Below are 16,753 nucleotides of genomic sequence, written 5' to 3'. Positions count from 1 at the left end.
TTTTATTGAAAGGTACTTCTCAAGGTGAAAATAAGGTTTGAACCAGAGCAAAACTGGTCATTAGATTTTTTAAAGTTTGGCTTGTTTGATCAATTAAATAAGTTATTTGCACTAGATAATAACCCTCAGTGGCCTAATTGTGACTGGTTAAACTCACATGCACCAGAGTTAACTTTAGCCAGTGGTAATACTTTAAAGTTTGTTCCGGATCCTGAGGTTAAAGATGACCCTAGATATTATGAACAAATTATTTATGAAACAGGAAATGTGCCAACACGTATAGATAATTGGCATGATTTATTTGGTGGTTTAATTTGGGTTTTGTTTCCTAAAACAAAAACTTTATTAAATAAAATGCATATAGAACAAATAAATGAACATGGTTTAGTGAAGCGATCGACTTCAAGGAATGCGATTACTTTGTTAGATGAGTGCGGTGTATTATTACCCTATAATGTGGATGATAACATTGGTAAAGAAATTAAGTCGCAATTACAAAACCATCTATGGCATGAAGTATTTGTAACCAACCGAGCGTTATGGAATAAGCATATTTCAGCTTTTATGTTTGGCCATGCTAATTATGAAATGGCAACAAAACCGTATTTAGGTTTAACAGGAAAAGCCTTGTTTCTACCTGTGAGTGAAGATTTTTACCGCTTATCATTAAAAAGACAATATAAGTACCTCGACACTGTACTTTATAAGCAAATTATTGATAATCACTTATTAAAAAATAATAAGTCATTATCACCTATGCCATTTCTAGGTATTCCCGGCTGGTATGCCGATAATGAAAATGTTGAATTTTATAATAATGTTAACTATTTTCGGCCGAAGAACCATTCAAAACAAAGGAAAGTAATATGATTGAAGTTGTGGGACTTAAAAAACGTTTTAAGTTAACCAAAGATCATAAAATTGATAAACATGAAGATATCGATCCGCGTCAAGATTCAGATTATTTTAATTCTGTAAGAGATGTCAGTTTCCATTGTGAAAAGGGGGAAGTTCTAGGTTTGCTTGGCCCTAATGGTGCGGGTAAAACGACCACACTACGTATGCTTTCAACTGCTTTACTACCTGATAACGGCAAAATACATATAAACGGTGTTGATGTCGTTAAAAGTCCACTGTTAGCACGTAAAAAAATTGGTTTTTTGTCCGGTTCAACTGGTTTATACGGACGCTTGACAGCCAAAGAAAATATTGAGTATTTTGGTCGCTTGCATGGCATGAATAAAAAGACTTTAAAAAATCGTACTGAAGAGCTGTTTGAAATATTAGACATGAATAGCTTTGTACACAAACGTGCTGAACATTTATCGACGGGCATGAAGCAAAAAACGAATATTGCGCGTGCGGTTGTACATAGTCCGGAAGTTGTTGTGCTCGATGAGCCAACAACAGGGTTAGACATTATGACAACTCAAACCGTGATAAAATTTATTCAAGACCTAAAAGCCCAAGGAACCCCTGTCATTTTTTCAACCCATCATTTAGATGAAATCGATTTATTATGTGAACGTGTCTCGGTCATTAATGAAGGGCTTAGTTGTTTTAATGGTACTTTGGCAGAATTTAAAGAAACCGGTAAAAGCCAAGTTCTCAATCAAGCTTTTCTTAATATTTTGCAGGAGCAATCACATGTTTGAAGTCTTTAAGAAGGAAGTTAAAGAGCTTTTACGCGACAAAAAAACGTTATTATTTGTAGTTGCTTTGCCTGTATTAATTTTCCCTATTTTATTTGGTTTAATGGGGTTCTTAATGAGTCAGGCGAATTTAGAAGCAGAACAAAAAGTTCATATTTATGCGATAACCGGGAGTCAATATGCGCCCGAATTCTCTGAAAAAATTAAATTTCATAAAAGTTTTAAATTGAGCAAAATAAAATATGAAAGCATAGAAGAGATGAAAAATGCCGTACGTACAGGCGTTTTAGATGTTGGTATTTTTATCTCAAGTGATGCAAGAGCGTCTTTGACACAAGGCTTGCAAAGTAATTGGAAAGTTGTATTTAATGACGCATCAGCACTGAGCTTTATTTATAAGCGTGTTAATGATGCTATGAAATCGTTTAGTGAAATTCTTCAGGCTGAAAAGTTTGAGTCATTAGGGGTATCTAAAGAACAAAGCATTGCATTACTTAATCCAATTAAAATAGAAAAAATTGATACAGCCGATAAACGTGAAAACATAGGCGAAAAACTTGGCGCTTTTATTCCTTATTTATTGATACCTCTGGTACTTGCAGGAGCAAGTTATCCTGCTATTGATTTAGGTGCAGGTGAAAAAGAACGAGGTACATTAGAAACCTTATTATTAACACCTGTAACTCGTACTGAACTAGTGCTCGGTAAATTTTTTACTGTATTGGCTTCTTCCTTAATGACCGCACTCATCACAGTTGTCAGTATGGGATTTTGGGTCAGTATTGCGAGTAACTTTGTTGATGCAAAAATAATTACAGATGTAATGGGTACTATTGGCGTATTAGACTTAAGCTTAATTTTGCTTATGCTAGTGCCGCTTGCTGGTATATTTTCATCTTTAGTATTGGCAATCTCTATTTATGCGCGTACTTTTAAAGAAGCGCAAAATTACATGGGGCCGTTATCTATGGTGGCATTTATGCCTTTGGTTGTTGCTATGATGCCAAATATGGAGTTGACTATGAATACTGCAATGATCCCTATCACAAATGTGGCTTTAGCAATTAAAGAGTTAATTAAAGGTACTGTAGATTATTCAATGGTGGCTATGATATTTGTTGCAACATTTGCTCTTGCGGGAATATTAATGGGGTTTTGTGTTCACTGGTTCAAGAAAGAGTCTGTTTTATTTAGATAATCCTATTTTGTAAGATAAAAATAAACCCAGCATATGCTGGGTTTATTGATTCAAGGGAGGTTAATCGTTTTAAAACTCGTATGAAACGCTTAAAGTGAATGAGCGAGGCAATATATAACGGGCATTAGCAGCAAGTGGGTCTGTATTTCTTGGATCGCCTTCTGTAATACCTTCAGAGTCAGTTAAATTGTCGACTGAAGCTTGTATTTTTAAGTTATCAGTAGGAGAAAATATAACGCCAAAATCTATTTTTTCGTAACTTGATAATACGTTTTCTTTTATATTGGCATTGGTTGAATATCTATCATCAACAGCTGAAAGCGTACCGTATATAGAGGCCCACATACCATTTTCAAACTCCATATCATAACTTGGTGTAATACGAAGTTGCCAGCCAGGCTGACGTTGCGCTTGGTTTCCTATTAAATTTTCATCAGAATGCTCTGTAATTTCAGTTTCTTGTACAGTTGCATTGGTATTGACTGAAAACCCAGAGTCGTGAAAGTAATTAAAGTCAATTTCTACGCCATAAGCTTCGTTAGTGAAGCGCTCAGCAGGTGCACCAGGGCGGGGCACAAATACATCGCCTTTTACTTCATTGGCAAAAAATGTAGCGTATACACTGATATTTTCTTCAGCTAGTTTATATCCTAATTCAAATTGGCTAACATCTTTGATTAAGTCTTCACCAGATTTATATGCATCAAAATTATCTCTAAAATCATCAAAGAAAGGCATTTTGCTTCCCTTATTTACTCGAGTAAATATTCCTGACTTTTTATTGATGGTGTAATTTGCACCTGCGGTCCATGAAAATGTATTTTCATCATATTGCACTGATTGAGTGATTTTCCCGTCAAGTCCTTCATCGACGGTATAATTTATTTCATGGTCTTCACTACGTAAACCAAGATCTAATGTGAGATTTGATAAAACTTTAATTTCATAAGCAGTATAAAAAGCACGGGTATTACCATCACCAGTTGAATTTATATCGTAATTCCAGTCACAACTGTCTGCATTGTCATTGCAATCAATGCCTGTTAATGCTTCACCACCAGGTGTTACAACATGGTAGGCTTGATTACCTATTGACCACCAATCATTTGCTGAAAAATTTGCGTTATATAAACCAAAACTGGCCTTGCTATTTTGCCATTCTTTGGTGAAAGCCATATCATTGGTGAAAGATTCTATTTGTTTACGTACTACCCAACGGCCAATTTTTTGTACATAAGTATCGCCTGAATATGTATCACCCGTGACTTGTCCTATTGCGGAACTGCCATTATCTGCAACATTTGATAATAAAACGGGTCCGTCTTCTGGGACTAAACCTAGAGTATCTGCATCGCCTTGAGTGTAGTTGAATTTATCAAAAAATGACCAGCCATCATCTAATTCCAAATGTATACTGGCACCTGATATTGAACCTTTCCAACCACGACCTTCGCCAAAGTCGAAACTTTCACTTGTACCATCAGGTCCATATTGAATTGTTGCTTGGCGATTTAATGGGCCAATTTGAGTATATGTATTATCTACCCCATCAATTTTAATGGGAATAGGCAAATACCAAGTACCATGATCGTCAGTTTGACGAGTGTAAAAGTTTAGCTTTCCGTTATCTAACTCTTTTGTGATATTAATAGTGAACTGATTGCCTTTTTCCGCATTAAAGCCTGCGTCTCGAGCACCTGGCGAACTTTTTACATATCCACCTATCATATAATATAAACCATCAGAGAGGCTGCCGCTTAACACTGCATCAACTCTTTGTAAGCCAAAATCAGAGGTTGTAAATTTAAATAAACCTTCTGTATCTTCTGAACCTTCTTTAAGTTTAAAATTAGTTGTTAAACCGGGTTGACCATTTGACAAAATTGGATTTGGTCCGCCTCGGAGGCCTTCCATATAATCTATGGTTTCATCAAGTCGAAACATGGATGAATTTTCAAGGAAAGATAAGGTTGGTGGGGCATAAATAGGAGAATCTTGCAATTGAATTGTTAAAAATGGCGCATCACCTCCTGCTGGAAAACCACGAACAAATACATTGGCACCTGCAACACCACCGGAGCTTTCAGCCCAGACACCTGGAATGGCTTTAAAAAGATCAGCCGTACTTTTAGGGGCTAATTTTTTCATATCATCATCGCTTAAAGTTGATACAGCATAGCTGGCATCAACTTTTCTAATAGCCTTACCACTGGCATTACCAGTAATTATGATAGATTCCATTTGATTATTATCATTTGCTTGAGATTTTTCTTCTTCTGCTAAAACATTGTGTGATAATAAGGTTGAGATCAGTGATGCGACAAGTGTCAGTTTGTATTTTTTTGTACTCATAGTTGTATTCCCCAGTCTTGATGACTTCATCACTCTTTATTAGCGTAATGAAACACGGAACATAAAGCCAGTAGCTGTATGCAGAATTATCATGTTGTCAATAACTACAATTATTAATAAATTGTTGCAGTTTCATTTTTACAATAAGATGCTTTGCAATCGATTGCAATAAGTTTTTTGCATTCGATTGCAAAGTGCTTGTTGTGGATTGGTTTTAATTGAACTAACTTACAGATATAATTTGTTTTTATGATTTGATTAAGAGATAGATTTTGGTAAAAAATGAAATGAAAAAAGCAATAACAATTAAAGATATTGCCAAAATTGCTCAAGTGTCGGAATCTACAGTATCTCGAGCTCTGAGAAATAACGAAGTGATCAATAAAAAAACCAGAGAACGAGTGCAAGCAATCGCAAAAGAAAATAACTTTAAAATAAATGCCGCGGCTCGAAACTTAAGACTTCAAAAGACCAATACCATAGCTGTTATCATTTTATTTAATGAAAAGTCAGGGCAATCAATATCAGATCCATTTATGTTAGAACTGCTAGGAACAATTGCTGATGAGCTGACGATACAAGGTTACGATATGTTGTTAACAACCAGCAAAACGACACCTGGAGATTGGGGGAATTACTATTTTGAGTCAAAACGTGCAGACGGCCTAATTGTGATAGGTCAAGGCGAAAAAGATGAAAGAATAGGCTTACTTGCCGGTGAAAATACACCCTTTGTCGTATGGGGGTTACCTGACGAAACAAAAAACTATAGCACAGTAGGCAGTGATAATATTAAAGGCGGTTATCTCGCGGTATCACATTTAATTGCACAGGGTTGCAAACGCATTGCTTTTTTTGGGGATATTAAACACCCGGAAATTCTAGCCCGCTGGCAAGGGTATCAACAAGCACATAAAGAAGCTGGGCTGATAGTTGATGAAAATTTGAGAACAAATTTAGACTTCACTTCAGCTGATGGTTATAAACATGCAAAAAATGTTTTTTCTAAGAATGTTATTTCAGCTGATGCTACTTTTACTGGGAAAAATTGTCCTGATGCATTATTTGCAGTGAGCGATGCTATTGCACTGGGGGCAATGAAATACTTTAAAGAAAGTGACATTAGAATGCCTGAGCAAGTTTCAATTGTTGGTTTTGATGATATAGCCCAATCTGAATATGCTCATCCATCTTTAAGTACTATTAAACAAAATACCAAGCAAGGTGGCGTGATTTTAGTGCAGAATTTACTTAAAAAGTTAAAAGGTGAAGTGATTAAAACACAATTACTTGAAGTTGAATTGGTAAAAAGAGAGTCGAGTGCGAGTTAAAAGGGTTTTTGGAAAATTAAATCGGTACTGATAACTTTGCTTTGTTGTAAAAATAAGGTACAGATTTTCATTATCACTTGAAAACAGGACAAATTTAGAAATTGGGTTTTGACCAAGTTTAAATCACTGTTTTAAACAATTGATATATTGTATTTCTCATCTCATTTATAAATAAATAGATGAAGTCTTGGTAAAGTTATAACTGGTGCAGTTTCAGGGAGATGGTAGAATATTTTATAATTAAACGACTGACATTCAGTAAACAGATGAGTATGTTGACCGAAACTCAAAATGACTAACGGGGCTGTATGCGGTAGTTTTGTTTAATCTTCTTATATGGATTCTGCCTAATAAATGGAACCTGTTAATACTATTTTTACAATTATTTGTGGGAGAGCTTTAATGATTTCTCAATCAATTTTTAATATTATGTTTACTTTTCTAACTGGAGTTAACCCTTGAATAAGTATCTTTTTTATATATCGCAAGATTATAGCTTTGCTATTCTACGTCCACTTCAGGAAATACTGGTAGCAAGAGGAGATGAAGTTAAATGGTTTTTTGAAGGTAATAAAGTGACTAAAAGTTACCTGACCAAAAATGAGATACTAATTGATACTGTAGTTGATATTTTTAAGTATCAACCTGATGTCGTTGTTGCTCCAGCAAACAGTATTCCTAGCTTTTTACCTGGGTTGAAAGTAGCTGTTTTTCATGGTTTTGATGCTGGAAAACTTGATAATAGAGGGAATAATGATCATTTTAAAATTAGGGGGTGCTTTGATCTTTATTGTACACAGGGGCCTAGCACAACAAGTAAGTTTAAAGAATTACAGCAAAAACATAAATTTTTTAATGTAATAGAAACTGGTTGGCCAACCTTGGATAAACTCTTTAAAACAGTTGATGATACAAATAAAAACAAACAACCGACTATTTTCCTTGGTTCCACTTTTAGTAAGCGTTTGACCCAGGCGATGTATATATTTCCGCAAGTTAAAGAGTTATGTGAAACAATGGATTGGAAATGGATTGTATCACTACATCCTAAGTCAGACCCAAATGTTATTGAAATGTATCGTTCAATTGAAAACAAAAACTTAAGCTACGTAGCAACTGATGATCTTCTCCCTATATTGCAAGAAGCTGATATAATGGTTGGAGATACTTCTTCTTCCTTAACAATGTTCATCGTTCAGAATAAGCCAGCTGTAACCGTAAAAAATATAGACGCTAAGCCATATTTACTTAACATTGCAGATGCAAATGATTTAAAGTCAGCTCTAGAAAAAGCATTATCTTATCCTGATGAACTAATGCAAAAAATTTCAGATTATAATGAGGAAACACACCCTTACCGCGATGGTGATTCATCCAAAAGAGTTATCAAGGCCATAGATGATGTGCTAGCTGGTAAATACCCACTAATAAAATCAAAACCTTTTAATTTATTAAAGAATTTAAAATTTAGAAAACGCTTAAGTTATTGGCGACTGTAGCAAAATAATTTTGACTTTTATTTTTCTGAATTGAAATCTGTCTAGTGAAATTTGGGAAGTCCAAGGTGATAAAAAGTATTTCAGCCAGAGAGTTTTTCAAATTATATCCAGATATTAAAAGACGTTATTTCTGGGGTGGGAAACCTTGGACTCAAAGTTATTTTGTTGAAACAATAGGAAATGCAACAGAAGATACTATTCGTAAATATGTGCAAAACCAATTGATTGAATTAGATAAAAAAGAAGTTCACGGAAGTCAGCTGGGACTCTTTTAAACTCGGCCGCTTGCGGCCGATCCTTTGAGATTAAATATTATGACCCCCTAAAAGGCTTTTATTAAGAAGCCTTTTTTATTCCTTTGAAATAACTTTTTACATTTATAGAAAAATCTTTTTAAACCTTTTGTGAAATTCCTTCGACTTAATAAAGAAATAAAAGTCGGGGAAAATAAATGAACAAAATACCAGATACCAGTGCGCAAGACTTACAAATTGTGCCTGATAAATCATACAAAAAATTATATTTAACAGCGACTATTGTTGCAATGCTAGCTGCATCTAGTTTTTATATTACGCCAGCTTTAAGTAAATGGAGTAGTAGTGAATATACTGTTTCAAAAGAAAGATTAAGAACTGCAATTGTTGACAGAGGTTCATTCACAAGAGATGTTTCTGTACAAGCACGTGTTGTCGCAGCTGTTAGGCCTGTTTTATATAGTCCAGCACAGGGAACTGTCACATACTTGGTTGATGCAGGTGATGAGGTTAAAAAAAATCAAACCCTTTCAGTAATCGAAAGCCCTGAATTACAAAGTGAATATAACCAACAGCTAGCAAGTTTAGTTAGATTACAAACTCAGTTAGATAGACAAAAAATCCAGTCCAAAACAGCCATTCTCTCTAAAGAAAAAGATGCTGATAAAGCCAAGGTTCTGCTTAATGCTGCAACAAGAGAAATGCGCCGCTCTGATGTTGCTAATAATAAATCATTAATAAGTGACATCGATTTTCAAAAAGCAAAAGATGATTTAGAAAATGCACAACTTGAATATCAACATGTTCTTAAAGAAGCAAAATTATTAGATGAGAGTTTAAAATTTGAAGTGAAAAGCAAAGAGCTTGAGGCACAATCTCAGCAAGTTTTAGTTGATGAATTACAAAGACAAGTCAAAGCATTAAACATTATTTCTCCTGTATCAGGTTTAGTGGGGAATTTGTCTGCAGAACAAAAAAATGCAGTTGCAAAAAATCAAGCCTTGTTAAATGTCGTTGATCTATCTCGGTTTGAACTTGAATTAGGTATTCCTGAAAACTATGCAGATGATTTAGCTTTGGGTATGAAAGCTCAAATTTTATTTAATAATGACCACTACGAAGGCACTTTAGTTGCGATTGCACCAGAAATTATAAATAACCAGGTGCAAGGTAAAATTCGTTTTTCAAGCAGATCACCAATAGGGTTAAGACAAAACCAGAGATTAACTACCCGGATATTACTTGAGGAAAAAACGGATGTTTTATATCTCCCAAGAGGACAGTTTCTAGATAGCAATGGGGGAAGAGTTGCATATGTTGTTAACGATGATATTGCCCATAAAATGAAAATTACCACAGGTGCTCGCAGTCTATCTAAAGTTGAAATCTCAAATGGTTTAAATATAGGTGATGAAGTTGTGATCTCAAACACCGAACAGTTCCAAGGCGCAACTCAAGTCGTAATAACACAATAATAAGGAAAATAATCATGTTGAAAATGCATAATGTATCTAAAGCTTACATCACAGATTCAGTAAAAACTCAGGCATTACAATCATTTAGTTTAGAAGTGAAAGCAGGAGATTTTATTGCTGTTACTGGACCTTCTGGTTCAGGAAAAACAACATTTTTAAATATATCAGGACTGCTTGAAGGTTTTTGTGAAGGGCAATATTTATTAGATGGGCAAGATGTCAGTAAATTAAATGATAAAGACAGGTCGCGATTAAGAAATGAAAAAATAGGATTCGTATTTCAAAGCTTCAATTTAATTCCAGAGCTTAACTTATTTGATAATGTTGATGTGCCTTTACGTTATAGAGGCTTTAATAAAGCACAACGAAAACAAAGAATTGAAGAGGCATTAAATAAAGTCGGTTTAGCTGGAAGAATGAATCATTATCCTACTCAATTGTCTGGAGGGCAACAGCAAAGAGTTGCAATAGCACGTGCGCTAGCTGGCTCTCCCGCATTTTTATTAGCAGATGAACCAACAGGAAATTTAGATAGTCAGATGGCCGATGGTGTTATGGCGCTTTTAAAAGAAATTAATGCTTCAGGAACTACCATTGTTATGGTAACCCATGATCAAGAACAAGCCCTTCAAGCAAGCCGTATCATTCATGTACGTGATGGTCAGGTAGAAGAAGTGATACATGAACAAAAAGCAATTGCTTAGGAGCTTAGTATGTTTAGTTATTATATAAAACTGGCTTTAGTAAGTATGCGTAAAACCCCAGGGTTAGTGGCATTAATGGTACTTGCTATTGGGTTAGGGATAGGTGCTGCGATGACGACTGTAACAGTCAATTATTTGATGGGCACCAACCCGATACCACATAAAGGAGATGATCTTTTTGCGATTCAATTAGATAGCTGGGATCCTAATGAACCTCACAGTGAACCAAATTTACCACCAGATCAGGTAACTTATACGGATGCGATAAACTTGATTGATTCGGCGCCTGCATTTCGACAAACTGCACAATCTAGAACCGCTCAGGTAATTGAGTTAACTGGGGAGCAAGGAAAAGAACTTAAACCATATTTGGCAACTGCACGAACAAACTATGCTGATTTTTTTCCTATGTTTGATGTGCCATTTTTATATGGTAAAGGTTGGACAAAGCAAGAAGATTTAAATAGTGCATTTGTTGCTGTATTAAGTAAGCAGACAAATGAAAAACTATTTGGAGGTGAAAACTCCGTAGGTAAAACATTTTTATTTGGTGCAAAAGTAATGCAAGTTGTGGGCATTTTAGATACTTGGGCGCCTTTGCCAAAATTTTATGATTTAACAACGGGGGCATTTGATGAACCTGAAGCGCTATATATTCCGTTTACAACACAAGTTTCAAATGAATGGGGGCGCTCAGGTAATACTAATTGCTGGAAACCCGTTGATGGTGAAGGTTATCAAGGGTTTATACAATCAGAATGTGTTTGGATCCAATTTTGGGCAGAACTACCAAATGAAGAAGCAAAGCAAGATTACAAAAGCTTTATTGATAATTATGCTCGAGAGCAAAAAAAACTAGGGCGTTTTCCTCGTCCTTTAAATAATCGTTTGAATTCAGTTCCACAGTGGTTAGAAGTACAAAAAGTCGTAACAAATGATGCGCAAATTTTAATGTGGTTATCAGCTTTATTTTTACTTGTGTGTTTATTAAATACCATAGGTTTGATGTTGGCTAAGTTTATTGGTAAGTCTGGGGAAATTGGTTTAAGAAGAGCTGTAGGTGCCAGTAAACAAAGTATTTTTAATCAACATTTGATGGAAGCGACATGTGTTGGGTTATTAGGTGGTTTATTTGGTCTTTTTTTAACATGGCTTGGCTTACAAGGCATACAAAGTTTATACAGTAATTTAAATAACGCTTTAATGCAATTAGATATAAAGATGGCACTCAGTGCTGTATTACTTGCAATACTTGCAACGGTATTAGCGGGCTTATATCCAACAATAATGGCAAGTAAAGTTTTGCCTGCAACGCAACTTAAAAGCCAATAGGAAAGAATAATGAGAGATTTATTTCCAATACTTAAAATTATTAAAAAACAGAAAACGGCTCCTTTATTATTAGCCTTGCAAATGGCGGTGACATTAATGGTTATAGTTAATGCAGCATTTATTATTACAGACCGTAATCGCTTAATGGAACGCTCATCAGGTCTGGATGAAGATAATATATTTTATATCTCATCAACTGCTTATCAAGATGATTATGCGCTAGAAAATAATCTAAAAAATGATCTTGAGATGATCCGTAATACTTTAGGAGTGATCGATGCAACACCCATAAATGCCATTCCGTTGAGTGGAGGCGGTTGGTCAATGGGGCTGTCTCGTACAGCAGGAGCAAATAGTGATGGTGCTGGTAGTGCTATGTATATGGTTGACGAACATGCACTTGGTGCTTTGGGTATTTCATTAATTGCAGGTGAATTTTTTAATGCTTCTGATATTAAATTTAGAACTAGAACTAATAATAATTGGCCACCTGTTGTAGTGATCACAAAAGCATTGGCACTAGAATTATTCCCCGATGATTATAATGAGGCATTAGGAGAAACTATTTATATTGAGGATAACGATCCTATGGTGATTAAAGGGATAGTAGATACTCTGCAGGCTCCTTGGAATGGTTGGAGTGGTGTAGAACGCTCAGCCTTAATTCCTACTCCTTTATTGTTTAAATCTATTACTTATATGATTAGAACTGAACCTGGCCAAAGGGATCTCTTAATGGCTCAAATCGAAAATAAAATGTCGAAAACACCAGGACGCTTTATTCGCAGAGTTCGCGATATGAGTGAAGTTAGAAAACGCAGTTATTCATTTCATAGCGCAACTAATTCAGTTTTACTGGCTGTCATTACTGCACTAACAGTAGTAACAGGCTTAGGTATAGTGGGGCAGGCAAGCTTTTCTGTTAATAAACGAAAAAAACAAATCGGGACTCGCCGTGCGCTTGGGGCAAACAAAGGACAAATAGCCGGTTATTTTATGTTAGAAAATGCAGTAATAACCAGTTTTGGCATCGTCTTAGGTTTGATAGCAAGTATTGGTTTGAATATGGTCTTAGTCGAAGCGTTTTCCTTGCCGCGACTGCCTTGGCATTATTTAGTTATTGGTTCAGTTGTTTTATATATTTTAGGACAACTTGCCGTTGCGTATCCTGCACAACGTGCTTCAGCCGTTTCCCCGGCAATAGCAACACGCAGTGCATGATAATATATTTGATTAATTTTGCTAAAGTTAATTAAATATATTTAAAGCCTCCTCTTTGGAGGCTTTGTTTTGTTAACAACTTTCTCTGATTTCCAATATTTATTTGTTTCCTGATTATAAAATAGACTCAAATCTAAAAAGTTAAGTTATTATAACAAAAAGTTATAAGAAAATGTATTTAATGACTTAATGCCGATAAAACAGTAAGTTACCGATACAGGTCCGCTGTTGTTAATTATTAGTGTTTACATTGATATGATGACATCGTTGTCATTTCTAGCTGTTATAAAAGTCATTTAAAACAACCGGTTATAAATTATGGTATGGGCATGAAACTGCTCTTTGTCATTTTTTATTTACAGTAGGTGTTTTAGTTTAACCAATAAATAACATTTACTTCTTTTGATTAACACTATTTAATGCTGTGAGTTCCGAAAAGAGAACTACAAATAATAATGAGAAATTCAGGGGATATTATGACTTTCAAAAAAACGTTACTTGCTACAACAATTGCATTTATGAGTGCAAATGTTAGCGCAGATATAACGGATTCTACTTTTGTTCTAGCTGCGGGCGATCCGCTTGTATCTCAACAATGGCACTTACAAAATACAGGTCAAAGTGGATACTCTTTGTCATCTGGTGTGGCTGGTAATGATTTAGATATAGATTTTTCACATTTAATGGGCATTAAAGGTCGCGGGATCACAGTATCAGTTATTGATACTGGTGTAGAAATCGCGCATCCAGATTTAGCTGCGAACGTGGTGCCAGGTTCAATTAATTTATCAGATGGTACTGATTCACCAATTGATTTAAATGGTCATGGTACTTCTGTTGCAGGATTAATCGCAGCAGTAGAATCAAATGGTATTGGTGGTCGTGGTGTTGCACCACTTGCAAATTTAATTGGTTTCAATTATTTATCAAATCAGACGGTTGCGTCTTGGTTTGTATCTCATGGTTTGTCTGAGGATTTCCGTCAACTTGATCGTTTTACCGATCCCCGTGTATTTAACCAAAGTTATGGTAGTACACCTGCAGTACCTCAAGCACTTGATTATGTAGCGAATCCATTTACCGAAGTACAAGATTTGGTTTTACAGGATATTACACAAAATAGTCACTGGGGCAGAGGTGCGGTTTTTGTAAAATCGGCAGGCAATTCCTTTGGTTCATATAATACTTATTACAAAGGTTTACCAATTCAAGTTCTACCTTATGAGGATGGTGTTTTCTATAATAATAATGGGTTACCATTTCATAGTTCAAATATAAGTGCTGAAAATAATAATTATTGGAACTTGGTTGTTTCGGCAACTAACGCACAAGGTAAGCTTTCATCATATTCATCTGTAGGCTCTAGTGTATTTTTAACAGCCCCAGGTGGTGAATACGGTGTAAATGCACCCGCTATGGTCACAGTAGACTTGATGGGGTGTGACAATGGAATGAATCAAGAGGGTGAACATTCTAATAGTTTACATGGTGGTAGTGAATTAGATCCAAACTGTGATTATAATGGTGTCATGAATGGCACTTCATCAGCTGCGCCAAATACATCGGGCGCAATTGCTACTATTATGTCGGCTAATCATGCACTTGACTCAAGAACTGTTCGCCATTTACTTGCGACAACTGCACGTAAAACGGATGCAGACAATACGGGTGTTGATTTATCATTTGAAGATGCGGCAGGAGAGTTAGTAACTTATAACGCAATTCCAGCATGGCAAACAAATGCTGCGGGCTATAATTATCACCATTTTTATGGTTTAGGTGCAGTGGATGTTGATGCTGCCGTATATAAAGCACTTTTTACCGGCGTGTCTTTACCTAAGCAACAAATTACACAATGGAAAACAACGACTTCAAATGTTGAAATTCCAGATGCATCTTTGAATGGTGCACAAAGCACAATAACGAATGAAAGCGCGCTAATTGTTGAGTCTGTTCAAGTAAAATTGAATATAGATCATAGTCGTTTACGTGATTTGGCTATTGAGCTTGTTTCTCCATCAGGCACAAGAAGTGTACTAATGAGTGCCAGAACAGGTTTCTTAGGTGGTAATGAAGGTGGTTACACTGATGCCGTTATGCTTAATACCCATTTTTATGGCGAAGAAGCTAAGGGTGATTGGACTTTAAATGTATTTGACACAGATAAAGGTACTAGTTATACATTAGGCTACAATCCACAAATTGGATTAATTGGCTTCAATAGTCGAAATAATGAAATAGCAGGTGTATTAAAAGACTGGTCTATTCGTATATTTGGTCATTAATCAGGAGTTGTAACCATGAAATTATTAATTTTAGCAAGTAGTCTTTTAAGTATGAGTGTTTTTGCCGAAGATGTGAGCTCAGTTGATTTATCTAAACTGACAATCACCCCTGTTGAGTCACTAAAACTGTCACAAAAAAACGTCACGATAAACGGTACCATTTATCAACAAAATATAAGAACAATCTCAAAAAATGGCATTAAAAGCTTTACAGTTGATACACCGATTTTAGTTGTTGGTGAAATTGTTAATAGTGTCGACGGGTTTAGTTCATATGATGTGACGGGGGAAATTATTGTTAAGCTATCGGGTGATGCTGATTTAGAAAAGTTTACGCAAGATAATAACTTATCAATTAAACAAGCTTATAAGAGCTTCTATATATTAAAAGCAAGTGATAAAAATAACTTATTGCCAATTGTAGCGCAACTTAAAAGCTTGCCAAATGTTGTATCTGCGACCATTGACTTGGCTGATAAAAGCATAAATACACATTAAAACCTGTTATTAAATGATTTTAAGCCCCCTTTATGGGGGCTTTTTTATTACTTTAACCCTTCCTTAATAATGGTTAGTATTTTTAACTAATAAATAGCCTAGTGTGGTTTCTTTTAGAGAAGTCACACCTACAAAAAATTGATTTGAAGTGTTAAAAGTCAGTTTAAACTATTTTACATGTAAATAATTCGATACGTTTCTTAGTTTTATGAGCATATGTGAAAATATTTTAATATACCTAATTTTTGCATATATATTTATGTTTGCTACCATGCCTTTGTTAATGACGGAGAGATGGCAGAGTGGTCGAATGCACCGGTCTTGAAAACCGGCATGGGTTTATAGCCCATCTAGGGTTCAAATCCCTATCTCTCCGCCACCTCATTCCCTAAAGCCACCTTGCGTGGCTTTCTTCTTTTTTAAATATATAAAGTAAGGTTTATGAATCTTTAACTTCTTAAACTAGATTTTACCCCCGTCACCCATTTTTATCGGCTTTTTCCAGTAAGAGTATTGTGGTGTCCAATTTGTTGAATCAATACCAGCTAGTCTAAGTAAACTCCACCTTGAACAATAAAGCTATCCAGGACCAAATATACAACTGTTTCTGATAAATATTTGATCTAATTTGTGTTCATATAAAACAGCGCGGGGCATATTAGTCTGATCTTTTAATAACGACATGCTTGGCCCATATTGTGAATTAGCAAAAGTTTATCGTTTTGACCAAATAAATCTATTAAGTTAGTTTCACAACTTTGAGTTGAAAATGTATAGTTTGGTATGGCTTCTTGGGAAAGAGTGGATTTACGTAAAGCTATTAACTTAAGGTTTAAGTCATATATTTGTTTTTCTATTTTTTGTATTTCAGATTTTGCCATAACTTTATACCTATAATTCTGATTATTAAAACTATAGATAAGAATAAAAAAACCAGATCAGAGATCTGGTT

Annotated in this window: 14 protein-coding genes and 1 tRNA gene; 13 read left to right on the top strand and 2 right to left on the bottom strand. The window is 35.3% G+C overall.

All coding sequences use genetic code 11. The features are described 5' to 3' along the window. The first annotated feature begins 24 nt into the window (after nucleotides 1-24). From BM088_RS12725 to BM088_RS12715, 3 genes are read left to right on the top strand one after another with little or no spacing between them, the layout of a single operon-like run. Nucleotides 25-870 carry a DUF3025 domain-containing protein gene (locus tag BM088_RS12725; RefSeq protein ID WP_245763819.1) on the top strand — a complete coding sequence of 282 codons (846 nt, stop codon included), beginning with the start codon at nucleotides 25-27 and terminating at the stop codon, nucleotides 868-870. Next, complete coding sequence (locus BM088_RS12720) at nucleotides 867-1,655, top strand: ABC transporter ATP-binding protein (protein WP_091984393.1); 789 nt, start codon at nucleotides 867-869, stop codon at nucleotides 1,653-1,655. Before BM088_RS12725 ends, BM088_RS12720 begins: the two co-directional genes overlap by 4 nt. Next, nucleotides 1,648-2,850 (top strand): ABC transporter permease, encoded by a 1,203-nt coding sequence (locus BM088_RS12715; RefSeq protein WP_091984389.1) that lies wholly within the window; start codon nucleotides 1,648-1,650, stop codon nucleotides 2,848-2,850. Before BM088_RS12720 ends, BM088_RS12715 begins: the two co-directional genes overlap by 8 nt. Nucleotides 2,851-2,919: 69 nt before the next feature. Here the strand turns inward: BM088_RS12715 and BM088_RS12710 are convergent, their stop codons facing one another. Then, nucleotides 2,920-5,202 (bottom strand): TonB-dependent receptor, encoded by a 2,283-nt coding sequence (locus BM088_RS12710; RefSeq protein WP_091984385.1) that lies wholly within the window; start codon nucleotides 5,200-5,202, stop codon nucleotides 2,920-2,922. Nucleotides 5,203-5,489: 287 nt separating this feature from the next. On the opposite strand from BM088_RS12710, the gene BM088_RS12705 reads away from it, so the two are divergent. From BM088_RS12705 to BM088_RS12660, 10 genes are all read left to right on the top strand, one after another. Continuing rightward, on the top strand, nucleotides 5,490-6,533 hold the full coding sequence (locus BM088_RS12705; protein ID WP_091984460.1) for a LacI family DNA-binding transcriptional regulator: 1,044 nt from the start codon (nucleotides 5,490-5,492) through the stop codon (nucleotides 6,531-6,533). 458 nt (nucleotides 6,534-6,991) lie between these two features. Then, the gene (locus BM088_RS12700; protein WP_091984382.1) at nucleotides 6,992-8,032 is read left to right on the top strand and encodes a polysialyltransferase family glycosyltransferase; all 1,041 of its coding nucleotides are present in this window, start codon (nucleotides 6,992-6,994) and stop codon (nucleotides 8,030-8,032) included. Between the two features lie 65 nt (nucleotides 8,033-8,097). Next, on the top strand, nucleotides 8,098-8,307 hold the full coding sequence (locus BM088_RS12695; protein ID WP_245763818.1) for a transposase: 210 nt from the start codon (nucleotides 8,098-8,100) through the stop codon (nucleotides 8,305-8,307). Between the two features lie 176 nt (nucleotides 8,308-8,483). Then, nucleotides 8,484-9,761 (top strand): efflux RND transporter periplasmic adaptor subunit, encoded by a 1,278-nt coding sequence (locus tag BM088_RS12690; protein WP_091984380.1) that lies wholly within the window; start codon nucleotides 8,484-8,486, stop codon nucleotides 9,759-9,761. 14 nt (nucleotides 9,762-9,775) lie between these two features. Next, nucleotides 9,776-10,465: an ABC transporter ATP-binding protein gene (locus tag BM088_RS12685; RefSeq protein WP_091984378.1), complete on the top strand. Its 690-nt coding sequence runs from the start codon at nucleotides 9,776-9,778 to the stop codon at nucleotides 10,463-10,465. Nucleotides 10,466-10,474: 9 nt separating this feature from the next. Continuing rightward, complete coding sequence (locus BM088_RS12680) at nucleotides 10,475-11,797, top strand: ABC transporter permease (protein WP_091984376.1); 1,323 nt, start codon at nucleotides 10,475-10,477, stop codon at nucleotides 11,795-11,797. 9 nt (nucleotides 11,798-11,806) lie between these two features. Continuing rightward, complete coding sequence (locus BM088_RS12675; protein ID WP_091984374.1) at nucleotides 11,807-13,018, top strand: ABC transporter permease; 1,212 nt, start codon at nucleotides 11,807-11,809, stop codon at nucleotides 13,016-13,018. A 476-nt stretch (nucleotides 13,019-13,494) separates the two neighbouring features. Continuing rightward, nucleotides 13,495-15,303, top strand: a complete 1,809-nt coding sequence (locus tag BM088_RS12670; RefSeq protein ID WP_091984372.1) for a S8 family serine peptidase — start codon at nucleotides 13,495-13,497, stop codon at nucleotides 15,301-15,303. Between the two features lie 15 nt (nucleotides 15,304-15,318). Continuing rightward, nucleotides 15,319-15,801, top strand: a complete 483-nt coding sequence (locus BM088_RS12665; protein ID WP_091984370.1) for a hypothetical protein — start codon at nucleotides 15,319-15,321, stop codon at nucleotides 15,799-15,801. A gap of 288 nt (nucleotides 15,802-16,089) precedes the next feature. Beyond that, nucleotides 16,090-16,180, top strand: a tRNA-Ser gene (locus BM088_RS12660). Between the two features lie 292 nt (nucleotides 16,181-16,472). Here BM088_RS12660 and BM088_RS27560 read toward each other — a convergent pair. Continuing rightward, nucleotides 16,473-16,682 (bottom strand): hypothetical protein, encoded by a 210-nt coding sequence (locus tag BM088_RS27560; RefSeq protein ID WP_218156517.1) that lies wholly within the window; start codon nucleotides 16,680-16,682, stop codon nucleotides 16,473-16,475. Nucleotides 16,683-16,753 lie beyond the last annotated feature (71 nt).

It is taken from the genome of Pseudoalteromonas denitrificans DSM 6059 (genome assembly GCF_900112265.1).
Taxonomy (GTDB): Bacteria; Pseudomonadota; Gammaproteobacteria; order Enterobacterales; family Alteromonadaceae; genus Pseudoalteromonas; species Pseudoalteromonas denitrificans.
This window is presented reverse-complemented; position numbering and strand designations above follow the sequence as displayed.